Annotated in this window: 20 protein-coding genes; 14 read left to right on the plus strand and 6 right to left on the minus strand. The window is 67.6% G+C overall.

Translation table 11 applies throughout. The annotated features are described in order from the left end of the window. Positions 1-51 precede the first annotated feature (51 nt). From ACFQDH_RS04515 to ACFQDH_RS04525, 3 genes are all read left to right on the plus strand, one after another. Positions 52-930 carry an aldo/keto reductase gene (locus tag ACFQDH_RS04515; protein ID WP_382398882.1) on the plus strand — a complete coding sequence of 293 codons (879 nt, stop codon included), beginning with the start codon at positions 52-54 and terminating at the stop codon, positions 928-930. 87 nt (positions 931-1,017) lie between these two features. Further along, entirely contained in the window at positions 1,018-1,410 is a 393-nt protein-coding gene (locus ACFQDH_RS04520) for a VOC family protein (RefSeq protein WP_382398884.1), read from the plus strand. After that, positions 1,403-2,464: an RNA polymerase subunit sigma-70 gene (locus ACFQDH_RS04525; protein ID WP_382404806.1), complete on the plus strand. Its 1,062-nt coding sequence runs from the start codon at positions 1,403-1,405 to the stop codon at positions 2,462-2,464. The genes ACFQDH_RS04520 and ACFQDH_RS04525 overlap by 8 nt, the downstream gene beginning before the upstream one ends. Positions 2,465-2,473: 9 nt before the next feature. Here the strand turns inward: ACFQDH_RS04525 and ACFQDH_RS04530 are convergent, their stop codons facing one another. Together ACFQDH_RS04530 and ACFQDH_RS04535 are read right to left on the minus strand one after the other, a co-directional pair. Continuing rightward, positions 2,474-3,709, minus strand: a complete 1,236-nt coding sequence (locus ACFQDH_RS04530) for an MFS transporter (RefSeq protein ID WP_382398885.1) — start codon at positions 3,707-3,709, stop codon at positions 2,474-2,476. A 99-nt stretch (positions 3,710-3,808) separates the two neighbouring features. After that, positions 3,809-6,031, minus strand: a complete 2,223-nt coding sequence (locus ACFQDH_RS04535) for an MMPL family transporter (RefSeq protein ID WP_382398887.1) — start codon at positions 6,029-6,031, stop codon at positions 3,809-3,811. Positions 6,032-6,089: 58 nt separating this feature from the next. Between ACFQDH_RS04535 and ACFQDH_RS04540 the strand changes: the two genes are divergently transcribed. The 4 genes from ACFQDH_RS04540 (at position 6,090) to ACFQDH_RS04555 (ending at position 10,778) form a co-directional block, all read left to right on the plus strand. Next, positions 6,090-6,749, plus strand: a complete 660-nt coding sequence (locus tag ACFQDH_RS04540) for a winged helix-turn-helix transcriptional regulator (protein WP_382398889.1) — start codon at positions 6,090-6,092, stop codon at positions 6,747-6,749. After that, positions 6,746-7,525: an SAM-dependent methyltransferase gene (locus tag ACFQDH_RS04545; RefSeq protein WP_382398891.1), complete on the plus strand. Its 780-nt coding sequence runs from the start codon at positions 6,746-6,748 to the stop codon at positions 7,523-7,525. Before ACFQDH_RS04540 ends, ACFQDH_RS04545 begins: the two co-directional genes overlap by 4 nt. 271 nt (positions 7,526-7,796) lie before the next feature. Further along, positions 7,797-9,026, plus strand: coding sequence for a glycoside hydrolase family 3 N-terminal domain-containing protein (locus ACFQDH_RS04550; RefSeq protein ID WP_382398893.1), 1,230 nt, complete (start codon positions 7,797-7,799; stop codon positions 9,024-9,026). A gap of 81 nt (positions 9,027-9,107) precedes the next feature. Beyond that, positions 9,108-10,778, plus strand: coding sequence for a long-chain fatty acid--CoA ligase (locus ACFQDH_RS04555; RefSeq protein ID WP_382398895.1), 1,671 nt, complete (start codon positions 9,108-9,110; stop codon positions 10,776-10,778). Positions 10,779-10,817: 39 nt separating this feature from the next. On the opposite strand, the gene ACFQDH_RS04560 is transcribed toward ACFQDH_RS04555, so the two are convergent. Next, complete coding sequence (locus ACFQDH_RS04560; RefSeq protein ID WP_382398897.1) at positions 10,818-11,663, minus strand: PhzF family phenazine biosynthesis protein; 846 nt, start codon at positions 11,661-11,663, stop codon at positions 10,818-10,820. 148 nt (positions 11,664-11,811) lie between these two features. Between ACFQDH_RS04560 and ACFQDH_RS04565 the strand changes: the two genes are divergently transcribed. After that, positions 11,812-12,456 (plus strand): GNAT family N-acetyltransferase, encoded by a 645-nt coding sequence (locus tag ACFQDH_RS04565; RefSeq protein WP_382398899.1) that lies wholly within the window; start codon positions 11,812-11,814, stop codon positions 12,454-12,456. A gap of 51 nt (positions 12,457-12,507) precedes the next feature. Here ACFQDH_RS04565 and ACFQDH_RS04570 read toward each other — a convergent pair whose 3' ends face one another. Both ACFQDH_RS04570 and ACFQDH_RS04575 read right to left on the minus strand, forming a co-directional pair. Next, the gene (locus tag ACFQDH_RS04570; protein WP_382398901.1) at positions 12,508-16,011 is read right to left on the minus strand and encodes a glycoside hydrolase family 35 protein; all 3,504 of its coding nucleotides are present in this window, start codon (positions 16,009-16,011) and stop codon (positions 12,508-12,510) included. After that, on the minus strand, positions 16,001-18,325 hold the full coding sequence (locus ACFQDH_RS04575) for a beta-N-acetylglucosaminidase domain-containing protein (RefSeq protein WP_382404807.1): 2,325 nt from the start codon (positions 18,323-18,325) through the stop codon (positions 16,001-16,003). Before ACFQDH_RS04575 ends, ACFQDH_RS04570 begins: the two co-directional genes overlap by 11 nt. On the opposite strand from ACFQDH_RS04575, the gene ACFQDH_RS04580 reads away from it, so the two are divergent. The 4 genes from ACFQDH_RS04580 (at position 18,313) to ACFQDH_RS04595 (ending at position 22,318) form a co-directional block, all read left to right on the plus strand. Beyond that, entirely contained in the window at positions 18,313-18,621 is a 309-nt protein-coding gene (locus ACFQDH_RS04580) for a hypothetical protein (protein ID WP_382398903.1), read from the plus strand. The genes ACFQDH_RS04575 and ACFQDH_RS04580 overlap by 13 nt on opposite strands. A gap of 286 nt (positions 18,622-18,907) precedes the next feature. Further along, positions 18,908-19,621, plus strand: a complete 714-nt coding sequence (locus ACFQDH_RS04585; protein WP_382398905.1) for a GntR family transcriptional regulator — start codon at positions 18,908-18,910, stop codon at positions 19,619-19,621. A 31-nt stretch (positions 19,622-19,652) separates the two neighbouring features. Then, positions 19,653-20,357: an aminoglycoside adenylyltransferase domain-containing protein gene (locus ACFQDH_RS04590; protein ID WP_382398907.1), complete on the plus strand. Its 705-nt coding sequence runs from the start codon at positions 19,653-19,655 to the stop codon at positions 20,355-20,357. A gap of 119 nt (positions 20,358-20,476) precedes the next feature. Next, positions 20,477-22,318, plus strand: a complete 1,842-nt coding sequence (locus ACFQDH_RS04595; RefSeq protein ID WP_382398909.1) for an AMP-dependent synthetase/ligase — start codon at positions 20,477-20,479, stop codon at positions 22,316-22,318. A gap of 37 nt (positions 22,319-22,355) precedes the next feature. Here the strand turns inward: ACFQDH_RS04595 and ACFQDH_RS04600 are convergent, their stop codons facing one another. Next, positions 22,356-22,826: a nuclear transport factor 2 family protein gene (locus ACFQDH_RS04600; RefSeq protein ID WP_382398911.1), complete on the minus strand. Its 471-nt coding sequence runs from the start codon at positions 22,824-22,826 to the stop codon at positions 22,356-22,358. 99 nt (positions 22,827-22,925) lie between these two features. Between ACFQDH_RS04600 and ACFQDH_RS04605 the strand changes: the two genes are divergently transcribed. Together ACFQDH_RS04605 and ACFQDH_RS04610 are read left to right on the plus strand one after the other, a co-directional pair. Continuing rightward, positions 22,926-23,528 (plus strand): GNAT family N-acetyltransferase, encoded by a 603-nt coding sequence (locus tag ACFQDH_RS04605; protein WP_382398913.1) that lies wholly within the window; start codon positions 22,926-22,928, stop codon positions 23,526-23,528. 22 nt (positions 23,529-23,550) lie between these two features. Beyond that, positions 23,551-24,906: an NAD(P)/FAD-dependent oxidoreductase gene (locus tag ACFQDH_RS04610; protein WP_382398915.1), complete on the plus strand. Its 1,356-nt coding sequence runs from the start codon at positions 23,551-23,553 to the stop codon at positions 24,904-24,906. The last annotated feature ends 52 nt before the right edge of the window (positions 24,907-24,958 follow it).

Here is a 24,958-nt window from a genome sequence, read left to right on the forward strand (position 1 = left end):
GCGCCAACTGCCCTGGAAACCGTTGAAATCCAATCCCTTTCAAGGAGAGTCATGAACAGCTACACCCTGAACAACCAGATCACCATCCCAGCACTCGGCTTCGGCGTCTTCCAGTCCCCGCCGGAGGAGACCACCGCCGCCGCCGCGTCCGCGCTCGACGCCGGGTACCGGCACATCGACACCGCCGCGGCATACGGCAACGAGCGGGAGGTCGGTGCCGCCATACGCGAATCAGGCGTGGACCGCTCCGAGATCTTCCTCGAGACGAAGGTTTGGATCAGCGACTACGGGTATGACGAGACGCTGCACGCGTTCGACAAGAGCGCCGGCAAGCTCGGCGTCGACCAGGTCGATCTGCTGATCCTGCACCAGGCGCTGCCGGCCGAGTTCGACAAGACGCTCGAGGCGTACCGCGCACTGGAGAAGCTGCTCGCGGACGGCAAGGTCCGCGCGATCGGCGTCAGCAACTTCATGGTCGAGCACCTCACCCGCCTGCTCGACTCGGCCCAGATCGTGCCGGCAGTCAACCAGATCGAGGTGCATCCCTACTTTCAGCAACGCACGGTGCAGGACTTCGGCGCCGAGCACGGCATCCTCACCCAGGCCTGGTCACCCATCGGCGGGATCACCTTCTACCGCGACGGCCAGCACACCAGCACCCTGCAGGACCCGACCATCACCGGCATCGCGACGGCACACAACAAGAGCGCCGCCCAGGTGATGCTGCGCTGGCACGTGCAGGAGGGCCGTCAGGTCATCCCGAAGTCGGTCAAGCCGGCTCGGATCGCCGAGAACATCGACGTGTTCGACTTCGACCTGACAGCTGAAGAGCTGCGGGCCATCGACGGTCTCGACACCGGTGTCCGCGGCGGACCTGAACCCGACGCGATCACCCTCGCCGCCTTCGGCCGGGATATCCCGGAGGCCTGATTGCTGACAGCCGCGCTGCCGACCGATGAGTTTCGCCAGTGACGCGGGTCGTAGTTGGTGCCAGCATTGCTTTCCAGGAGGTGCACCATGCCAGTGACCAAGACCGCGCTCCGCGGGATCAGCCTCGTCTGCGTGTCGACGCCCGATCAGGACAAGGCCGTGACGTTCTACGAATCGATCGGCTTCGAGAAGCGCACCGACGAACCGTTCGGCGGTGGATACCGGTGGATCGAGATGTATCCGCCCGAGGGCGACACAGGCATCGCCCTCGCTCCGCCACCGGAAGGGACCACCTTCGAGCCGGCCCAGACCGGCATCACCCTCACCACCACTGACGTCGAGGCCGTGCACGCCGACATGGTGGCCAAGGGTGTCGACGTGGACGCCGAGATCTCCCGGATGGGCGACCCCGTGCCGCCGATGTTCTGGTTCCGCGACACGAGCGGCCACAGCCTGATGGTGGTCGAAGACGCTGACTGAAAACACTGACCAGGACGTCGATTTCGCCGCTCTGGTCGAACGGCACCGAGCCGAGCTCCACGCGCACTGCTACCGGATGCTCGGCTCGGTGTATGACGCCGACGACGCCGTCCAGGACACGCTGATCCGCGCCTGGCGGGGCGCTGCCGGGCTGCGGGACGGCCACGCGGTGCGGTCCTGGCTCTATACCATCGCGACGAACGTGTGCCTGACCGAGTTGCGTCGTCGCAGCCGACGAGGACTCCCGCACGACTTCTCGCCCGCCGCGGAGCCGCACACCCCACCGGGAATACCGATGGCCGAATCCGTATGGATAGAGCCATATCCGGACAGTTCGCTGCCCCCGGGCAAGGCCTCGCCGGAAGCGGCATACGACCAACGTGAGGCGGTGGAACTCGCGTTCATCGCCGCCTTGCAGCACCTGAACGCGCGCCAGCGCGCAGTCCTCATCCTGCGCGACGTGCTCGGCTTCAGCGCCGCCGAGGCCGCGACCTGCCTGTCGACGACCGTCGCCTCGGTCAACAGCGGGTTGCAGCGTGCCCGGGCCGCCGTCGGCGAGCGCGTGCCACAGCGGACCCAGCAAGCGACCGTGCGGGCGCTCGGCGACGATGCGTTGCGGGGGCTCGTCGAGCGGTATGTCGCGGCCTGGGAGACGTGTGACGTCGCGGCGTTCACCGCCATACTCACCGAGGACGTGACGTTCGCGATGCCGCCGCTGGCGACCTGGTACACCCCGCGCACATCGGTCGAGACCTGGGCACGCGAGTCGCCGTTGAATGGCGAATGGCGCTGGAAGGTCACGCTTTCCAGCGCGAACGCGCAGCCTGCGCTCGCGTTCTACGCCTGGGACGAGGCGGCGCGGACTCATCTGCCGTTCGCGCTCAACGTGCTGACGTTGCGCGGTGACCGGGTTTGCGATGTGACCGCGTTCATCGTGCGGTCGACGGATGCTCCCGATGACGGTTCGTACCAACGCTTTCCGGAGCAACCGATGGATCAGCGGAGCCTGAGCGCGACCTACGAGCGTTTCGGGCTACCGGCCCGACTCGACTGAGCGCACCGGTCAGGCGGCCTGCGTCCGCCGGAGCACGAGCGGGACGAACGCGACGAGTGCGACGGCTTGAGCCACTGACGTGAACACGATGATCGCGGTGACCGAAACGTCATAGAGGGCGCCGATCGCCGCTGATCCGACGAGCCACGCAACGCCATACACGGCGGCGAAGATCCCGTAACCCGAGCCGCGACGGCTCGCGGGGACGATGTCGGCGACGGCCGCTTTCATCGTCGACTCGTGCACGCCCATCGCAGCACCCCAGACGACTGCGCCCGTCCACACCAGCGCGACGTTCGTGGAGAAAGACAGGGCCGGCACCGCCGCGGCGAGCAGCGGGAGAACCACCAGGCCACGCAGGCCCACCCGGTCATACATCCACCCGGAAGCCAGCGCTGCCAATGCGTCGACACCCATGGCAACCGCGTAGATGATCGGGATCTGATAGGTCGGCACGACGTGTCGCACCTGCAGGTGGAACGCCAGCACCGCGAACGTGGCGTAGCCGAGCATGGTCAGCGCAGTGAATGCGCTGTAGCCCCAGAACCGGGTGGACAACCTCGGCCGTTCCGCCTGCAGCAGAACGGTTTCCGCGCCGCGCGGGGTGGCTCGCTCCTGCTCGTAGGCTTCCGGATGGGGCGCGCCGCGCCGCAGGAAGGCGAGAACGACCAGACTCGCCACTGCGGGGATCGCGAGCACGGCGAAGCCGAGCCGATACCCCGACAGGGCAACCATCGCAGCGACGGTCAGCGGCCCCACGACGGCACCCGCCTGGTCGAGCGCTTCCTGGATCGCGAACGCCCGACCTCGACCGATGCTGCTGCTGGCGGCGGCCAGCATCGTGCCCTTGGCGGGACTTCGCACTGCCTTGCCGAAGCGTTCGCCGATAACCAGGACCACGACCTGCCACAGCAGGTTGCCGACTGCGAGCAGCGGCACCGCAACCATGGTGATCGCGTATCCCGCGATCGTGATCGGCCAGGGCCGGCGGGTCCGGTCCGTCAGCGGCCCGGACACCAGCCGGAAAAGCAACGCCACGGCCTCCCCCGCTCCGGTGACGAGACCGACCAGGGCGGCGCTGGCTCCGAACGTGGCCAGGTAGGGCCCGACCACCGATCGGGCGCCTTCGTAGACGAAGTCGCCCAGCCCGGCAACCACGCCGAAGCCCAGGACGAAACGCATGGGAGTCAGGCGGTTCGAGCCTGCCCCGTCGGTCGAGGTCGCATCTTCTGCCGGGTGGCTCACCGGATCAGTGTTCACCCTCGAACTGGGGGCGCGACTCAGACTCAGCGTCCGAGCTATTGGGCGAAGAGGCGAGTGTCGACGCGCTCCGATGCACTCGGCTCATCCGATCTTCGACAGGGCCGGCGCCGAATCTCCTTCCGGGGATGGGTCATCCGCGAGATCCCCGACGACGCCGAGCCGGTCGTGCAGCCGGCGCAGCACTGGCGGCGCGTACCACGCGGCGCGCCCGAGGAGGCGCTGACAGGCCGGCACCAGGACGGCGCGCACCAGGGTCGCGTCGATGAGCACGGCGACACCCGCACCGATGCCGAAGAGTTGCAGGAAACTGACCGTCGAGGTGCCGAAGGTGAGGAAGCTGACCGCGACCAGCGCGGCGGCGGTGGTGACGATGCGGCCGCTTCGCGTCAGGCCTTCGACGACCGCGGTGCGGTTGTCCAAACCCTGGTCGTGCAACTCCTTGATCCGGCTGAGGACGATCACCTCGTAGTCCATCGACAGGCCGAAGGCGATGCAGAAGAGCAGCATCAGCATGCTCGTGTCCAGTGGCAGCGGCGTGAAGTCCAAGAGCCCGGACAAGTGACCGTCCTGGAAGATCGACACCAGCAGTCCTCCCGTGGACGACAGGGTCAACAGGTTGAGCAGCAACGAGCGCAGCGGCTGCAGGACGCTGCCGGTGAAGAGGAAGAGCACCACGAAGGTCGTCAGCACGATGAGTAACGCTGCCAACGGGATTCGGCTACCGATCGCGTGCTTGCTGTCGATCAGCTGGGCCGTCTGGCCACCGACATGGATGGCCGCTCCCTGCGGGCCAGGACCGCTGCGGAGCTCTCGCACGAGCTGTTGGGCGGCGCCCGACCGCGGGTCGACGGACGGGATCACTTCCAGCCGCTGCTGGCCGCTCTCGCTGGCGAGCCTCGGGTCGGCCGCGGAGCTCACGCGCAGCCCACCGGCATACACGCCCACACTGGTCTGCACCCGCGCCACTCCTGGCAGGGCGGAAAGCCTTGCCGCATAAGGCTGTATGGCGGACCCGGGCAACGGCCGGTCGGTGACCACGTCCACCCCGTCGGCCAAATCCGCCTTGAAGTCCGCTCGCAGCACGTCTCCGACGCTGCGGCTCGAGGTGTCCGGTCGCAACACCCGGTCGTTCGGGGTGCCGAACGAGACGTGCAGCACCGGAGCCGCCACGAACAGCAGCAGAATCACCACCGGCAGCGCAGTCAGTGCCGGGCGACGCATCGCCAGGTCCGCGACCCGGCCCCAGAAGGGTGCTGCGGTTGCCGGCATACGACGCCTGGCCCAGGGCAGCCGGCCCGCGTTGACCCGGGGACCGAGCGCGACGAGAAGTGCCGGGAGCGTGACCAGCGCAGCGCCGACCGAGATCAGCACGACCCCGATGCCGGCATACGCGAACGAACGCAGGAAGTAGAGCGGGAAAATCAGCAGCACCGCGAGCGCGGCGGCGACGGTGATGCCACTGAAGACGATCGTCCGCCCGGCTGTCGTCACGGCACGGATGACGGCCCGCTCCGGATCGGCGCCGCCGGACAGCTCCTCCCGGTAGCGGCTCACCATCAGCAGGGCGTAGTCGATCGCAAGCGAGAGACCGAGCGCGGTCGTCAGGTTGATCGCGTAGACGGCGACCGGGGTCACCGACCCGAGCAGGGACAACTCGGCGAAGGTCCCGGCGATCGCGATCGCGCCGATCGCGAGCGGGAGTAGTGCCGCGACCAAGCTACCGAACGCAATCACCAGCAGTACCAGGATGATTGGCACCGCGATCGCTTCGGCGACGAGCAGACTCTTGCCGACCTGCTCGGTGATGTCGTGGTTGACTTCGGCGTCCCCGCCGACCGTGACGGTCGCGGCGTCATTTGTCGAGGCGAGGGCGGCGAGCGCCTTCGCACCGACGGCGTCGGTGCTCCGCTCGGTGCCGACGACCAGTGCGTATCGCCCGTCCGTGGAGCGCAGTGCCGGATCGTGGCCGGCCCAGTAGGAGACGACGTCGGACACACCGGGTGTGTGACTGAGCCGATGCGCCGCAGCGTCACCGACCGCCCGTATGTCGGGACCGTCGACCGTCCCTGACCGTGCATGCACCAGCAGCACCACGGTGTCGGCACCGTCGAAGTGCTGGTCCAGCAGGTGCTGCGCGGTGGTCGAGTCCGCGGCCGGGTCTTCGAAGGCGTTGTTGGCCTGCAGCTTGCCGAAGGCGCCGGCGCCGAGGACGGCGGCGCCCAACAGCACCGCGACCGAGAGAAGCAGAACGAGCCGTGTGCGTCGGATGACGAGGGCCCCGAGGTGCGCGAGTAAATTTGTCATGGTTGAAAAAATAAACCACAAACTTGATTTACTCAAGCATCTTGTCTACGGTCATCCCGTGAAGAGTTACGACCAGTTCTGTGCGGTGGCGCGAGCCCTCGACGTGGTCGGCGACCGATGGGTGTTGCTGATCGTGCGCGAGCTTCTGGCCTTCGGGCCCAGCCGCTACACCGATCTCAAGCGCGGGTTGCCGGGCATCGCGACCAACCTGCTCGCCGACCGGCTGAAGGCCATGGAGGCGGAGGGGCTGATCGAGCGGCGCGAGGCGCCGGCACCGGTTGGTGCGCCCGTCTACGAGCTGACCGACCGAGGTCGCGCCCTGGACGACGTGCTGAATTCGCTGGCCCGCTGGGGGTTGCCGAAGATGCTTGGTGGCCCGTCCGCGACGGATGCGGTCCAGCCACAGTGGGTCGGCCTCATCGCCGACCCGGCGTTGCGCGACCGCCTGGCACCGGGCCAGCAGCTGGTCTTCGGGATCCGCACCGAGGAGGGGTCCGTCCGAGTCACCCTCAATAAGGATGGCTGTTCGATGGAACGTGGCCTCGACGGTGCGGTCGACGTGACACTGACCGGCCCGGCACAGCTGGTGGGCGGCGCACTCTCCGGCTTGGTCACCCTTGCCGAAGCACAGCGGCTCGGCCTCGAGATCGACGGCGACACAACGCTTTTGACGGAGCTGACGGATGCCGCCGGAGCATCGGAAGGAGACCACGCATGACCTACACCGAGACCGACCTGATCGGCACGATCGAGGAGCGCACAGCGGAGCACATCGGTGCGCTCAGCAGGGCACAACTCGACGACATCGACCAGTTCCACGCCGGTGGGACCGCGGCCGTCGACCGTCTGCTGCCATCGCTCCGGCTCGGGCCGGGGATGACTGCGCTCGACGTCGGGTCGGGCCTCGGTGGTCCCGCGCGGCAGGTCGCCCGGTCGACCGGTTGCTCCGTCCTCGGCGTGGACATCACCCCGTCGTATGTCGAGACCGCGGCCGCCTTGACCCGCGCCGTCGGGCCGGCCGACCGGGTCGAGTTCCACTGCACCGACGTCTCGGGACTCGACCGGTCGGATTTCGAGGCGGCATACACGATCCACGTGCAGATGAACGTCGCCGACAAGGGCGCCTTCTTCGCAGCCATCGCGGCCCGGTTGAAGCCTGGCGCGCGGCTGGCCGTCTTCGAGGTGTGCCGCGCCGGCCGCGGCGACCCGGACCTGCCGCTGCCGTGGTCCATCGACGGAACGGACAGTTTCCTCGCGACCCCGGACGAACTGCGCGGGTGCATCGAGGCGAGCGGTTTCGAGACCGTCGAGTGGGCCGACGAGACCGGGTGGGCCCTGGAGTGGTTCCACCAAGTGGGCGCTCGTATGACGCAAGGCGGCCCCGCCACGCTTCCGACCCTGCTCACCGGCGGCGTGACGCGGGTGCTGAACTTCGCCGGAGGGATGAACACGGGCATCCTGACCGTGCACCGAGGTTCCTTCACTCGCCGGTAAATGTCCGGAATTTCCGCTGCGGAATTCGCGGCGAACCGAAGATTCTTGACAACCGACTGACACCGACCGGCGTCATACTGAGTGAGCACTCATCGGAGGAGTCAGCTATGAATATTTTCGGGGGCGACCGCTGGTGCTTGGCACGGCACTCGCGATGGCCACACTTGGTATGTCGCTTGCATCGTCCGGGCCATCGCAGGCGGTCGAGCACGCCACAACGACGACGTGCACGACCAATCCGGTCCTTTACAAGGGGATGACCGGAGTTTGTGTGAAGCGCGCCCAGAGCCTGCTGATCCAGCACGGGTTTTCCGTGGGGTCATCCGGTGCCGACGGGATCTTCGGCAACGCGACGGTGAGCGCGGTCAAGCGCTTCCAGACCTCCAGGCACCTGGACTCGACCGGGGTCGTCGACCGGCTCGGGTGGAAGGCGCTGGAGAGCTTCGGCCCGACCGGAGCGGCCTGCGTCACGAAGAAGTATGGCGAGCTGACGTCCGCGCAGCGGGTCGGGCAGCTGCTCATGGTCGGCTTGACTCACGACGACCAGTCCTACGTCCACGCGCTGATGAAATACGACCACGTCGGCAACATCGTCCTTCTCGGTGGCTGGAGCGGCAACAGCACGGTCGGCCACATCTCGGACGCCAACCAGGGTCTGACTTCCACCGCCTGGACCGGCAACATCCCGCTGTTCATCGCGGCCGACCAGGAGGGCGGCTACGTCCAGCAACTGAAGGGCACCGGCTTCACCACACTGCCTACCGCGCTCACTCAGGGGACCTGGTCGTCGTCATACCAGGCGAGCACGGCTGCCAAAGTCGGGCAACAACTGCGCGACGTCGGAGTCAACGTCAACCTCGCTCCCGTCAGCGACACCGTGCCTCAGTCGCTCGGCACCCGCAACGGCCCGATCGGCCACTACTACCGCGAATACGGTTACACCCCAAGCGTTGTGAGCAGGGCGGTGACGAATGTCGTGCACGGGTTGAACTCCCGCGGTGAGATCGCAACGCTCAAGCACTTCCCTGGCCTCGGCCGGATCACCAACAACACCGACACGTCGAGCACCGGCATCACCGACAACACGACGACGTCCACCGACGCCTACCTGACACCCTTCAAGTCCGGCATCACTGCCGGTGCCGGGATGGTCATGATCGGCCTGGCCTGGTATCCCAAGATCGACTCGGCCAACCAGGCGGCGTTCTCGCCCAAGATCATCAAGACGATCCTGCGCGGGAACCTCGGATTCCACGGTGTAGTGGTCAGCGACTCACTGAGTGCCGTTGCGGTGCAGCATGTTTCGGTCGGCGATCGAGCCGTCCGGTTCATCGCAGCGGGCGGCGACATCGCCCTGACCGGCGCGCCCCACGACGTCCCGACCATGGAGGCCGCGATCCTGGCGAGGATGAAGACCAGCTCGACCTTTGCAAGCCAGGTCAGCGCGGCCGTGCACCGGGTGCTCACCCTGAAGTCGCAACACGGGTTGCTCTACTGCTAGTGCCGTGGCTGGATCTCGCGGCGACGAAGAGGTTGTCGCAGATCCTTCCCGCAGCCGCCTTGTGAGTGACAGGCTGCACTCATGAAGAGCACCATGCAGGAGACCCCGCTGCTCATCTCCACCTTGCTGGAGTTCGGCACCACCGCGTATGCCGACAGCGAGGTGATCACCTGGACCGACAGCGGCCCACGCACCACGACGTATGCCGAGCTGGGCCAGCTGTCCGCCCAACTCGCAAATGCGTTGCGCGGTCTCGGGATCGAGGGTGACAAGCGGGTCGGCACGTTCATGTGGAACAACGCCGAGCACCTGGCGGCATACCTCGCCGTCCCGTCGATGGGTGCGGTCCTGCACGCGCTCAACATCAGGCTCTTCCCCGAGCAGCTCGTCTACGTCACGAACCACGGCGGCAGCGAGGTGGTCCTCGTCGACGACACCCTCGCCGAGCCGTTCGGCAAGCTGCTGCCCCACCTGCCCGCAGTGAAGCACGTCATCGTCAACGGACCCATCCCGGATGCGTTGCGGGACAACCTCGCTCAGCACGCGCAGGTGCACGACTGGGCAACGCTGCTGGACGGGCAGCCGACGACATTCAACTGGGTCCGGGACCTGAACGAGAACGACGCGTCATCGCTCTGCTACACCTCGGGCACCACAGGCAACCCCAAGGGCGTGGCCTATTCGCACCGCTCCAACTACCTGCACGCGATGGCCGGTTCGGGCACCTTCCATTGGTCCGCGGCCGACAAGCTGCTGGTGGTCGTGCCGCTCTTCCACGCGAATGCCTGGGGATTCCCTTACATGGCAATGCTTTCCGGCTCGAGCCTGGTCATGCCCGGCCGCTATTTGCAGGCCGAGCCCCTGGCCACGATGATCCAGCAGCTGCAGATCACCGGCGGAGCCGGCGTGCCGACCATCTGGTCGGATCTGCTGCGCTACTTCACCGAGCACGAGGAGGCCGACGCCTCGACGGTCAAGCGGCTGATCGTCGGTGGCTCGGCGGCGCCGGAGTCGATGATGCGCCGCTACCAGGACGATCTCGGCATCGAGATCATCCATGCGTGGGGTATGACGGAGACGTCGCCGATGGGTTCTGTCGCCATACCTCCGCCCGGGCTGGAAGAGGGCTCGGACGAATACTGGCGCTATCGCTCGTCGCAGGGCCGGTTGCTGGCTTCGTTCGAGGGCCGCATCATCGGCCCCGACGGCCTGGTGCAACCGCAGGACGGAGTCAGCGTGGGCGAGCTGGAGATCCGCGGACCGTGGATCGCGGCCTCCTATCTCACCAACGAGGGCGACGCGCCGGCAGATATCGAGGACCGCGCGTCACGATTCGGCGAGGGCGGCTGGTTCCGAACCGGCGACGTGGGTGCGCTGAGTGCTGATCGCTTCCTGAAGCTGACCGACCGCTCCAAGGACGTCATCAAGTCCGGCGGCGAGTGGATCAGCTCGGTCGACCTGGAGAACCTGATCATGTCCCACCCGGACGTCGTCGAGGCCAGCGTCGTCAACATCCCCGACGAGAAGTGGGGCGAGCGTCCGCTGGCGACCGTTGTCATCAAGGAGGGCTCGACGACGACGTCGGCCGATCTGCGAAAACACTTGGCAGGCAAGGTCGCTCACTGGCAACTGCCCGAGCGGTGGGCGGTCATCGACGAGGTGCCCAAGACCAGCGTCGGCAAGTTCGACAAGAAGCGCTTGCGTGAGCGGTATGCCGCGGGCGACCTGCACATCGAGCAACCCACCGACTGATCCAGGGCCGGACGCCGTGCGGTTCGCGGTGCGTTCGTGTCAGGCAGGAAGTCGGACGACGGCGCCGCTCACTCTGGCGCGGTCGGACAGGGCCAGGACCTCGAGCTCACTCGGGTGCCCCATCTCGATGCCCTGACGGATGGTGAAGCTGTCGCCCTCGGCGAGCTGACCGAGCGATCGCAAATATCCGGTGAACGCTGCCGCCGCAGATCCGGTGGCCGGGTCCTCCACGACGCCCCCGTAGGGAAAAGGATCCCGTGCGCGCCATACGCCCGGCCCATCGGGCGTTACCAACTGCACGGTGATCCACTCGTGCTGTCGACACATTCGCTGAAGTCCCGCGAAGTCGTAGTCCAGCGTCGCCAGACATTCCACGTCGCGGACAACCAGCACGGGGTGGTGATTGCCGGCCGTGCCGATGGCCGGTCGGTATGCCGGATGCAGAACCTCTGGTGACCAGCGCAACACGCGCAACAACTCATCCAACCGACCGGGCGACAACGGCACGGAGCCGGTGGCAGGACTGTCGAGGCTCCCGCGCGGACCGGACTTCGACAGGTCCGCGTTGATCAGTACGGAGCCGACTTGCGTGGAGAGCTCATAGGCGCCGGGCGCGATGTTCTCGGCGATCGCGGCGGCCGTGGCGATCGTTGCGTGCCCACAGAACGCGACCTCCCCTTCGGGCGCGAAGAAGCGGATCGAGATCGGCTCGTTCTGTTGGATTTCGCTTGTGACGAATGCCGACTCGCTGTAGCCGACCTCCGCCGCGATCGACTGCATCTCGCTCGGAGTCAACGCGCTTGCGTCCAGTACGACGCCGGCCCGGTTGCCACCACCGGACGACGCGGTGAAGGCGGAATAACGCAACAGATTCGACAGAGCCATGCACTCATCTTCCCTGTCCCGGGCGATGCGCCTCGACAGCCACTTCGGAACCAGTGGCCATACCGACCAACAATTCGAGTGAACGCCGGCGAGAGATGGAGTTGAATCGAGGCCGGCCAACAACACCCTGCAAAGCAGGTTTCACACCATGAAGAACTATCCCCTCCTGCACGTCCGTGTCAGCACGCCGATGCTGGAACTCCGCGCTGCCACCGACGACTTGTTGGACCAACTCGCGGAGGCCGTGCGTGCGGGCAAGGCGGACGCCGACCCGCCGCCATACGACGACCCGATCTCGCTCTACGAGGCCGACCCGGACCTGCGCGTGGGCAAATGGCTGCGGGCGGTCTGGCGTGGCCGGACCCGGGTCGAGGCCGACTCGTGGCGGCTGTCCATGGCTGTCGTCGTGGACGGTGAGGCGGCAGGGATGCAGGACCTCATCGGCGAGGGCTTCTCGACCTTCGGCACAGTCACGACCTTCTCCTGGTTGTCCGCCGACCACCGCGCCCGGGGGCTCGGTCACGAGATGCGCGCGGCTGCCCTGCACCTTGCGTTCGACGGTCTTGGGGCGAAGGAAGCACACAGCGACGCGTTCGTCGACAACCGCGGTTCCAATGCCGTCTCGCAGGACCTCGGCTACGAGCCCAACGGAATGGACCATGCGACTCGGCTGGGCGAAGCAGCCGTGATGAATCGATGGCGGCTCACTCGCAGCACGTGGGAACAACAGCGCAGAAGCGACATCCAGCTGCACGGCGCCGACGCCTGCCGAGTGTTCTTGCCGCTGACCTGATCCATGGCCTACGAACCGCACAATTGGCAGGGGCAAGGCGCGCCGGCGGGCTCAGTCGCCGAACACCTCCGACCACGTCGGTGACGTGTTCGCCTTGCCACCTACCCCGCCGCGCACGGTCCAGTCGTTCACCAGCGTCAGGGAGTCCGGACCGACACCGGCCTGCTCCGCGGTGATCGCGAGCGCGATCGAGTTGGCGCCCGGCTTGAGGAACCCCGCCGGTATGACGAACTGCTGCTGCGGGCCGATGTTGTGCACGTACTGCCCGGTGTTCCAGCCGTTGACGTAGAGCAACGCACGGTAGCGATCACTCTTGCCGCTGGCGTCGTTGAACCGCAACGACCACGACGCGTCCTCGCCCTGGGGCGCCGGGACCTTCACCTGTGTGCGGTAGAAGGTCACCCCCGGGCGGGTGCTCTTGAGCGAATTCGACTGCGGCCATGACGCATCCGGTGCGCCCGGGAGATACCAACCGAGCCGTTCGCCATACAGCCCACCGGTGTTGTAGAGCCCGCGTGCCGGATCGACCGGTTGGTCGCCGCCCTTCGCGCCCTGCAGTCGCCAGGTCCAGTCCGTCGCTCCCGGGATCGCGACGTCGACCAGGCCGCGACCGCCCTTGGACCGGCCGTCGGCCGACCAGTCCTCGTACTGGCCCATGTTGCGGACCAGCACCGACACCTCCGGTTGGTGTCCGGGACGGACGGAACCCTCAGGCAAGGTGATCGTGGACGTCCCGTCGCCGACCGAGCCGGCATACTTCCCGTCGACCCAGACCAGCGCGACGCCGGCGGTTCCCGTATTGACGGTCACCTTCGCAGTCGTCGCGTCTGCCGTCGGGGTGAACCGGCCGCGGTACCAGACGTCGCCCTCGGAGAAGCCGTATTCCTCGGCGTCGAGGACGACCCCGGCCTGCGCACCGGCCGCATGCTGAGCGTTCTCCGACGCGCGCAGGTCGGCGACCCGCCAGCTGCTGTCGTCGAACGACGGGTTCCGCTCCGGGTCGGAGTCGGCCGACCGCCAACCGGTGAGCGTGCTGCCCGTGAGCGGCGTCGCACCGGGCAGGCTGATCTCGAGCGCACCGCTGGCGGTCCGCGTCACGTCGACGGGCTTGCCGTTCCAGGTCACGCTACGAACCGTGGCCGGCGCGAACACCGTTGCTGTCACTGCTGATTCCGTGTCACCAGTTAGGTCGAGCCGGCCGTTCGACAGCCGCGCCGTGCGCAGCAGCTCCGGGCCGAGTGCGAGCACCGAGCCGTGACCGGTGTCGGCCTGCCAAGTGGTCGGCACGGCGGCCCTGTCCGCGAGCACTACGAGTAGCGGCGGTTGCCCGGCACCGGTGATCCGCAGCACGCTGCGTTGACCGTGGACGTAGTTCAGCCGGAGGTCACCGCGGTCCGCGTCCCACGTGACGTCCGGTGCCGGGCCGCTGACGGTCTCGACCTTCGGGCGATCGGCGTAGCGGAAGACGGTCTCCCCCGCCGTACCCGTGGCGCCGTCGAGGACGACGGTGTCGTCCGGCGCGTTCGTTACCTGGGTGAGCAGCTGCGATGTCGAGTAGACCATCCGGTGCTCGCCGAAGCGGTAGTCCGCCAGGACTGTTGTGGCGTCGCGGCCGTCGACAGTGATGCCCGGCCCCGACTGCGGAATCCGCGGGTATGTCGTCGGACCCGCCGGTGGCGTGGGTTGCTTCGTCGGGTTGGTGTCGAAGGCGTCGACCGAGACGAAGGTGCCCTGCGACGTGGGGGTGCCCTTCTCGCCGGTGACGACGATCTTCAGGGTGTGCGGTCCGGCGCCGAGATCGTCGGCCTCGAACTTCACCTGCTGGAACTGTGGCGACGATGCGTAGCTGTCGACGGTTGCCTTCTTGACCCCGTCGACATACACATCGGCGGTGCCGTGGTTGGACGAGTCCGGCCCGATCCAGCGGATCGTCGGCCCGTCGAAATGAACCTCGACACTGTCGCCCGCGGTCGACGAGAACGTCTCGGAATCCTGGTAATCCCCGCTGGTCCACGACTCCTTCGACGCGTGGGTCCAGTTGCCGGTGTAGGTGATCGACGGGTCGGTGTCGTTCCAGGTGTAGGCCGGCGCCGTCGGCGGCTGCGGCACGGTGCCCAGATCGAGCGGCATCGTGACGTGCGACGTCGATGTGTCGTTCGAGTCGGCGTGCCGGATGGTGAAGATCCGGGTGCCGTTGCCGGTCACCGAGCCGGTCGCGGCGTCCTCGTCGCTGAGCCGCTGGTCGACCCGCACCTGGCCACCGCCCGTCGAGGTGAAGGACGGCGGCACGACCGCGTGCGCCGACGCCACCTGCGGCACCGCCCGGTAGAGGTAGCCGTACTCCTTCTGCACCGCGAGCGCCGGGCGCATGCTGCGGTCCTCGGCGATCGGGGCGCCATAGTCGTATGACGTGAAGCCCGACCCGGGGTCACCGGTCCAACCCCAGTTGGTGCCGCCGTACTCCATGTAGGCGTTGGTCATCGTCGCGCCGTTGGCCAGGTTGTTGGCCGCGAACTCACGCGCGAAGGACGAATCCACGAACTTGGCGCAGTCGGAGGTCTGGAAGCTCGCACCCCATGGCGTGAAGGCGCCGGCCTGCCCTTCGGCGATGAAAACCGGTGTGTTCGGTGAGTATCCGCGGATCCTCGACTCGTAGTCGGAGAGGGTGCCACGGCCACCGGCACAGTTGAACCCGAGCGGGTAGGTGTCGAAGGCGTAGAGGTTCAGCTTGGAGCCGCCGCTGCCGCCCGGCACGTTCCAGCCGTGCCCATCGCCCCAGTCGTTGTGGAAGAGCGGCACGGTGATGCCATCGGACCGGACGGCGGACTCCAGTCGCTCGATGTAGGCGATCTGGTCGGCGCCGTGGCTGATCTGCTCGTTCTCGACCTGCTCGGCGATGACGCTGCCGCCGCCGTCAGTGATCTGGTGCTTCTTGATGATCGCGTTGACATGCGCCAGCCAATCGACATCTGCCGCAACGCTTTTCGGGTCGTCCAGGGTGCGCGGACGGCCGCCATACGTCGTCATGTATGGCGGCAGGCCGCCCATGCTCGCCTCGGCGTTGATGTAGGGGCCCGGTCGGGCGATGACATACAGGCCCTCCTGCTCCGCCATCGTCAGGAGGCGGTCGATGTCGCGCACGCCGGTGAAGTCGTACTGTCCCGGCCGGCTGGAGTGATAGCCCCAGAAGAAGTAGAGCGACACCGCGTTGAACCCGGATGCCTTCATCTTCTGCAGCACGTCGCGCCACTGATCCGGGCTGGGCAGCCGCCAGTAGTGCAGCTCGCCGCTGTAGACAACCAACCGCTTGCCGTCGATCTTCAGCGAGTGCGAGTCCCAGGCGACCTTGTGTGCGCGACCGTCGTTGCCCGGGAACGAGACCGGACTCGTCGCGGAGGCGGGGACGGCGGCCGTCAGGTGCCTTGCTTGCGGCACGGCGGCAGTGGCCACCGGCGACGTCACCGCACAGGCGACGCCCGATGCCAAAGCCGTCATCGCGGCCAGGCCGCACACGGTCCTCCGGCGGCGGCGCGGTGTCATCGGCTCAGCGCGCATCAACGCTCACCTCCGCCGCACTCGTCCACGGGTTGCCGCTGACCTCGGTCACCGCGACGAGCTTGACGTAGCGGGCAGCCTTCTCGGAGAACGGGATCCACTTCTCCGAGGCGGTGTTCGCGAAGGTACCGGAGGCTACCGGGTCGCCCCAGCTCTTGCCGTCGGTGCTCGTGTAGACCTCGTACTTCCCGATCCGACCGTTGGGGTTGCCGTCCTGCCGCGGTAGGTAGCGCACCCCGCACACGCTGCGGGAAGCGCCGAGGTCGGTGGCGATCCAGTGCGGTGTGCTCGGCACCGGCGCGACAGACCAGTCGGTGTGCCAGAACGTCGCCGGGTCACCATCGATCGCGTTGGTCACCGGGTCCTGCTCGGCGCCGCTCTCCTCACTGTCAGCGGTCGCAGCCACCGGCCGAGTCGGAGTGAGCGCGCAGCTGGACTGCAAGTCGTCGGTCGTGGTCGCCGACTCGACACCGCCCGATCCGGTCCAGTCGACCTTCGTGGTGAGGGACACCTCGCGGGCCGTCGGCGTGCTACCGGTCGCGCCCAACGTCACGGTTTCCTTCGCCGTCTGTCCCGCCGCGAGCGAGCCGATGTCGACGGTCGCCGGTGTCACCGTCACGCCACTAGGCGCCGACACGGTGACCTTGACGCCCGTTGCGTCCCCGGCCACCCGGTTGGTGACCTCGACCGGCACCTTCGTCGTGCCGTCGGTCGCGAGCAACGCCTTCGCCGGGACCTGCACAGTGACCGGGTGATCGACGAGGTCGCCCGCCGCGGTGAGGAAGGTGTCCAGCACGCCGTCGCCGACCTTGACCGGCACGGAGCCCCAGTTGTTGCGGCCCTCGGGGACCATGACGGCCGCCGCCTGCTTCTGCAGCGACTTCGATTGCGCGGTAAGGGTATTCGCCTTCGAAACGTCTCCGTCCAGCCGGGCGGACAACGCGTCGAGCTGCGCCACCATCGCCTGTCCCCACAGGCCGGTCGCGGTGAGCCACGGGTCGGCGTCGTTCACGAACCCGGCCGACACGGCCCCACCACGGATCGTGACCGGAGCGTCCTGGATCTGCACGGCATACGTCCGCAGCGCTGCTATCGCGTCGGCCGGGTGGCCGCCGTCGAGCGCCGTCCAGAACGCCTTGACCCGCTCGGCGAGCGCCGGCGCCTGAGGCTGCCACGGTGTCGCGCCGAACGTCGGTGCCATGTGCTCGAGATCGCCGAAGACCTGCAGTGCGGCGGTGGCCGTGGGGTCACCACCGGCGAGGTAGGACATCGCCTGCTTCCAGTCGGTCGTCGCGTCATACGCCTTGTCGTTCCAGCTGAAGTCGGCCGTCCCGAAGACCGCGACATCGCTGGCGTACGCCTCGTTCATCGGATTGGCGACGATACCGGTCAGATGATTCGACAGTCCGGCTTCGCGCTTGTCGTACGGCGCGAGGAGCAACCGGCCGCGGGTGTTGCCGAAGTCGTTGACCGGATAGTTGTCCCAGAGGAAAACCTTGCGGCCGAACAGTTTCGACACCGCGTCGGCCTGCGCGTTGGTGACCGACGGCGGCACCACGTCGGTGCCAGTCCACATCACCACGACGTCCGGATCGAGGGTTGCGCGCATCGTCTGCTTGTATGCCGTGTCGGTCAGGTCGCCATACTCCGTCGGCACCATCTGCAGCGGCTGAGCGCCCGCGTGCTTGTCGATCCAGTTGCGCTGAATGTCGTTGAGCAGGCTCACCTGCGCCTTGGCGGCGGACTCCCGGCCGGGCGCGCCATACGTCGTCTGATCGGCGGCGCAGTTCCACTTGGTGTAGCTGATGTCGTCCAGTGGGATCGAGAAGGACCGGACCCCAAGGTCGTACATGCTCTGGAACTTCGCCTCGAGGGCGTTGCGGTCGGAGGTGGACGAGTAGCAGATCGACAGGCCGGGTGACACGGCATACGTGAAGTGCACGTGGTTGTCCGTGGCCTCGGACACGAGCGACTTCAGGTCGCTGAGCTTGTCGGCCGGGTATGGCGTCCGCCATTTGTCGCGCAGGTAGGGGTCGGCCTTCGGTGTGTAGACATAGGTGTTCGCCTTGACCTGACCGAGGAAGTCCAGGTGGTCCAGGCGGGCTTGGTGGGACCACGGCGGGCCGTAGAAACCCTCGATGGTGCCGCGCAACGGCATCGACGGGAAGTCGGACACGGAGACACTCGCGATCGTCGGAGCCGACGTCGAGCCACCGAAGAGCTGGCGAAGGGTCTGGACGCCGTAGAACTGCCCAGCGCCGTCCACTCCACCGATCGCGACAGTCTTTCCGGCTCCGGCCCGTGTCGATCGCAGCGCGTATCCTCGCGCTGCGTGGGCACTGCGGTGTCGCCGACCGCGGTGACGATGTCGGGTCGTGTGCTGGTGCCGAGCAGGATGGTGAGCAGGCCGGCTCCGCTCGGCGCGGCACCCGGGGCGACCTTGTCGATCCTGGTCACGCCGTGCGCATGCAGGAGTGTGGTCAGCACACGCAGCGCCGGCGCGTCAGTGTCGGCGTCGACAACGAGCCGGACGCGCGAGGTGACCGGTACCGGGGCGCCGAGCGACGCGATGTGCTGCGGCGTGGGGCTGACGGTCGGTGCGGTAGCTGATGCCGCAGTGCCGGCGGGAGTTCCGGAAGACCCTGCGGGCAGTGGGGCCGCGGAGGCCGACAGGGCCAGCGCGGCAGAGGCGACGGTTGTAGTGGCAGCGGCGAGAACGACTCGCGTGACGGAACGCGGATGAGGGCTCATGACATTCCTTGGTCTAGACCAATGGGTTCGAGCACAACTTGGTGGTTACTCGCGGGTGTGTCAAGGGTCACACGCGATGACACGCACCGCACTAGGGTCGGTGGACGGCGCGAGAGTAGGGGCGGAAATGGTCGAGGGACTGAGGGTGGACAGTGCCCCGCAGGGAGCCCGGCGGGCGATGGTGGAGCAGCAGTTGCGCGAGCTGATCGACACGCTCGAGGTCGGCGCCGCGCTCCCGACCGAGCGGACGCTCGCCGAGCGTTGGGGCGTCGCGCGGATGACAATCCGTGAGGCTCTCATGACTCTCACCCGGGAAGGTCGATTGCTCGCAACCCGCGGCAAGGGCACGTTCGTGCAGCCGCCGCCGATCGCTCTACGCGTCCGGCTGGGATCTTTCGCCGCCGAGTTGGATCGTGCGCATCTCAACCCCACGACAACGACCCTGGACCGGCGGCGTGACCCGGAGCCGCCTGCCGACGCACGGCAACATCTCCGGTTGCGAGCGGGCGCCGGGGCGGCATACATCGAACGACTCCGGCTCGGCGACGGACAGCCCCTCGCCCTCGAACGCGCCTGGTTTCCCATGCGATTCGCACGGCCTTTGCTGAGCGGCGAACCGCCGGAGAGCACCTTCGAGTGGATGGCGGAGCAGGGCATCACCCCGGACGCCGGAGAGGAGTCGGTCTCCGCCGGTGCGCCCCATCCCGACGAAGCGCGCCTGCTATCGATCCCGGCGACATCCACCGTGATCCGCCTGATCCGTCGCTCGACGCGAGCCGGCCGACCGGTGGAGTTCTCGCAGGCCGTCCTGCCCGCGAGCCGCTACGAGTTGTGGTTCCCGCTCAGCACGACAGACTGATCCGCGTCCCGTCCGCACTACGTTGAGTCATGTGGTCGAAGAAGCCTGGCAGGACCAGGGAGCCGCAGTCGTGTCCGCGTGCCGGCGCCTGCTGCCCGGCCTGGTCGGCGTGTATGTCCACGGCTCCGCCGCACTGGGCGGTATGACGAACAGCTCAGACCTGGACGTTCTCGTCATCACCGAGACCGGTGAAGGCGTGGCGGGGCTCGGCCGTGCATTGCTGGCCGATGTCGGCTCGCCTCGACCCCTTGAGCTGTCGGTGGTCGCGAGGTCTGCCGCCATACAACCGCAGTGGCCTTGGCCGTATCTGTTGCACGTCAACAGCGCCGAGCACCGCGCCAATACCGACAGCGGCGACGGCGATCCCGACCTGATCGCGCACTACGCCGTGACCCGCGCCGCGGGAATCGCTCTCACCGGACCGGAACCCGCGGAAGTCATCGGACCGGTCGACCGCGGACAGTTGCTCGACCACTTGGGCGATGAACTGCGCTGGGGGCTCGACCATTCCGACCAGCGATATGCCGTACTCAACGCCTGCCGGGCAAGCGCGTATGCCGCGACGGGAAGACTGCTCTCGAAGCTCGACGGAGCCGCATGGTGGGTCGCCAACCGTGGCGCAAGTCAGCTCGTCGAGCGGGCCCGCGAAGCCCAGGCGGCCGGCGTCGACCTCGGCCCGGCCGGCTCAGCAGCCACGGCATTCGTCAACGACCGGATCACCGAACTTCGGGAGTGAGCCCGCAACTGACACCGGCGTGCAGGGCATGACGTGCCAGGATTCCGATAATCTCCCAGTCGGTCCGGTGCACCACCGCATCACGTGACCGCCATGACTCTCCACGAGGCACTGCACTGATGACCGGACACCAGAACCTGTTCAAGCCCGCGACCGTCACCGAGCTGGACGGCGGACCAGAGGCGCGAACCTTCCCGCGCACCGGTCCGCTCTCCGTCGACTGGATCGCGGAGGTGCCCGACGCCGTGGTGCTGCTGCTGCCGCCCGACGGGGACACCTCGGCTCCCGCCGATCGGTGGACCGAGGTCACCGCACGCGGCTTCCGCGAGCGGATCCGCCTGCTCGCGCGTGGCCTGATCGGACTCGGCCTGCAATCGGGCGACGTCGTGGCCATCATGTGCCGGACCCGGTACGAGTGGACGCTGTTGTCCTGGGCGTGTGCCTACATCGGCGTGGCCGTCGCCCCGATCTACGACACCTCCTCCGCCCTTCAGGTCCAGTGGATCCTCACGGATTCCGAAGCGCAGCTCTTCGTCGTCGAGAGCTCGGACCTGCGCGCCACCTCGCGTGTCGATCAGCTCGCGGACGACATACGGCCCGAGGTCCTGATCGTCGACGAAGGTGCCCTGCAGCAGATTGAGCAGGCCGCGTCGTCGGTCCACGAGGCCACGCTGGACCAACGCGCTGCCGCGGTCGCCGAGTCCGACCTGCACGGGATCGTCTACACGTCGGGCACGACGGGCCGACCCAAGGGGTGCGAGATCACCCATGCCTCGTTCTTCTGCAGCGCCGACGGGGCATACTCCGTCATCCGTGAGGCGGTCGACCGCGGCGACCAGCCGCGCACCGTGCTCATGCTGCCGTTGGCGCACATCTTCGGCCGTGTGCTCGAGACCGCAACGCTGCTGGCGCGTTACGTGCTGATCCACGAGCCGGACATGACGCACGTCGCAGAGGCGTTCGTGACGCACCACCCGACATACATCGGGTCGGTGCCCCGTGTCTTCGAGAAGGTCTACGCCGCAGCGGCTGCGAAGGCCCAGGCGAAGGGCCGTCGGGCGGCAAAGATCTTCGCCGCCGCGGAGCGGACTGCTGTCGAGGTCGCAAGCACGCCCGAGCCGGGAGCTGGCCTGCGGTCGAGGTACGCGTTGTATGACCGGCTGGTCTACCGCAAGCTGCGGGCGGCGCTCGGCGGCCAGTGCCGGACGATCATCTCGGGCGGTAGTGCGCTCAGCCCGCACCTCAGCCGGTTCTTCGAGGGTGTCGGCTTCGAGATCCTGGAAGGCTACGGGCTCACCGAGGTCGGCATTACGAACGTCAACCCGCCGGGCGGGGCGAAGATCGGCACGGTCGGCCCGCCCCTGCCCGGTGTCCGGATGACGCTCGGCCCGGACGGCGAGGTACTCATCGAGGCACCGCAGGCGATGACCGGCTACCGCGGCGACCCGGAGGCGACCCGGATGGCGTTGACCACCGACGGCTGGTGTCGCACCGGCGACCTCGGCAGCTTCGAGGGCGGGCATCTGCGGATCATCGGCCGGTCCAAGGACCTCATCGTCACCGCCGGCGGCCAGAACATCGCACCCGGCGTGCTGGAGGACAGCCTGACCCAGCACCCACTCATCGGCCAGGCACTCGTCGTGGGCAACGGCCGCCCTTACGTCTCCGCGCTGCTCACGCTCAATGAGGAAGGTGCCGCGTACTGGGCCCGGAACAACGGCATCTACGACGGCGAGGACCTCAGCACCCACCCCGAGGTGATGGCCGCGATCGAGCAGCAGGTGGCGGCGAGCAACGAGTTGGTGTCCCGTGCGGAGTCGGTCCGCAAGTGGCGGTTGCTCCCCGCGGAGTGGACCGTCGAGTCCGGGGACCTGACACCCACGTTGAAGATGAAACGCAACGTCATCACCGAGCGGGCGGCCGACGTCATCCGTGAGATGTATGGCGAAAGGCGGGCCTGACCATTGCAAGCGTCGCCTGACCCGAAGCGGGCTCCCTTCAGAGGCCGAGGTCACTCAGCCCGGGGTGGTCCTGCGGGCGCGGGCCGGGTGCATCCCATCGGTAGAGCCGGTCGGACTCCTCGATCTGCAGGTCGTTGATGCTCGCGTGCCGGAATTGGCAGTGCCCTTCGTCGTCGAACTGCCACTGCTCGTTGCCGTAGGAGCGGTACCAGAGCCCGTCCTTGCCGATCGACTCCGACGCGAAGCGCACGGCGATCCGGTTGCCGCCGAACGCCCACAGCTCCTTGATCAGTCGGTAGTCACGTTCGCGATCCCACTTCTGGGTCAGGAACGCGACGATCTCGTCGTGCCCGTTGACCCAGGTCGTCCGGTTGCGCCAGCGGCTGTCGGGTGAATAGGCGGCTGCGACCTTCGCCGGATCGCGGGTGTTCCAAAGGTCTTCTGCTGCACGCACTTTCGCGGTCGCGCTGTCCCGATCGAACGGCGGGACGAGTCCCTTCGCTGCCATGTCACCACTCCTTGCGCCATACATCGTCCACGAGCGTGGGCGTTTTCAGTATCCACCGGGTGTTGCACCATGGGACCTGAGCCCACGAGAGGAACCCGGATGAAGGTCACGACCACCACCCTGGAGATGCGTCACGCACCGACCGAGCCAGCGCCGGAGCTTCCCGACGGGGTGCGAGTGGACCTGGCGACCGACGTTGCACCCGAATACGCCCGGTTCCTCTACGGACTCGTCGGTGGACCGTGGCGCTGGACCGACCGGCTGGGCTGGTCGCGACAGCAGTGGCTGGACGAACTCTCGGTGCCGGGCACCGAGTTCTGGATCCTGTATGGCGGGGGCGTGCCGCTGGGCTACCTGCACCTGCAACCCGTGCGACAGAGCGACGGCATCCACGTGGAGATCCGCTATTTCGGGCTGGCCGAGCAGGCGATCGGCCACGGGCTGGGCGGGCGACTGCTCGCGCACGGCGTCCAGGCTGCGTGGTCGGTCTCCGACCGCACCGACCTGCCGGAGGTCAGCCGGGTCTGGGTGCACACCTGCTCGCTCGACGGGCCCGCCGCGCTCGCCAACTACCAGGCTCGAGGTCTCGTCATTTGTGGTGTCGAGGAGTCCGACGAGGACCAGCCGGAGGAGCCGCTTGGTTCCTGGGCGTCGACGGGCGGCCCGCCGGACACCGCGACACCCCGTGCGCCGCAGAGCTGACGTCATACGCAACGATCGTCGTATGGCGGCACGACCACTCTGGTGGGACGGGACTTCACCGGCCGGTCGGCCCTCACTGGCCGACGACGCGACGGTCGACGTGTGCATCGTCGGCGCGGGCTTCACCGGCCTCTGGTCCGCCTACTACCTCCTGCAGGCCGACCCTTCGCTGTCCGTCCTGGTGGTCGACGCCGAGCACGTCGGATTCGGCGCGAGCGGGCGCAACGGCGGCTGGGTGTCTGCGCTCTACCCGACACCTCCCGAAGTGCTCGCGAAGGCGCACGGCGAGGCCGCCGCGCGTGCCCAGTACGCCGCGCTCCGCGAGAGCGTGACCGAAGTCGGCCGCGTCGTCGACGCCGAAGGAATCGACTGCGGGTTCCGCAAGGGCGGCACCGTCGTGGTGGCTCGCAGCCGGGCACAGCTTGCGCGCGCCAAGGCCGAGATGGCCCACTCGCAGCGATGGGATCTCGGCACAGAGCTCTTGGACCGCGAGTCCGGGGTTGAAACGCTAGCTGCCACAGGCACATTGGGCCCCACCTACAACCCGCACTGCGCCAGGGTGCAGCCGCGTCGACTCGTCGACGGACTTGCCGCCGCGGTCGAGCGACTCGGCGGGCGCATCGTCGAGCACACGCACGTCACCTCTATCGAACCCGGTATGGCGCACACCGCCCCCGGACCAATCATCCACGCACGCAACATCATTCGCGCAACCGAGGCGTGGACCTCGCATCTGCCTGGGTCGAATCGTGAGGTAGCGCCGGTGTATTCGCTGATCGTCGCGACCGAGCCGCTCAGCGCGGACCAATGGGAGCAGATCGGCCTGGCCCGCGCCGAGACCTTCAGCGAGCACCGGCACGTCATCGTCTACGGGCAGCGCAGTGTCGACGACAGGCTGGTCTTCGGCGGGCGCGGTGCGCCATACCACTTCAGGTCCGGGATCCGGCCGGCGTTCGACGAGGATCGGAAGGTCTTCGAAACGCTGAAATCCTCACTCCGCCAGATGTTTCCGGTGCTCGACGGTGTGCGTCTCACCCATGAGTGGGGCGGCGCGCTCGGCATACCTCGCGACTGGCAGCCGAGCGTCGGTCACGACCCTGCGACTGGGCTCGGCTGGTCCGGCGGGTATGTCGGCGACGGTGTCGCCTTGAGCAACCTTGGCGGTCGAACGATCGCGGAGTTGGTTACCGGTCAGCGCACCGAGATCTCGGCGCTGCCCTGGGTGCAGCACCACTCCCGTCGCTGGGAGCCGGAGCCGTTCCGCTGGCTCGGCATCAACGCCGGGCTGCAGGTCGCCGCGTGGGCCGACCGCGAGGAGCAGCTGACTCATCGACCCGCCAGACTGGGCAAAGTCTTGTCGCTACTCACCGGCCATTAACCAGTCGCCACGCTTAGCTGGTCGAGTAGGGCGAGCCGCTAGGCGAGCCCGT

This window comes from Flexivirga alba (assembly GCF_042661025.1).
GTDB lineage: Bacteria > Actinomycetota > Actinomycetes > Actinomycetales > Dermatophilaceae > Flexivirga > Flexivirga alba.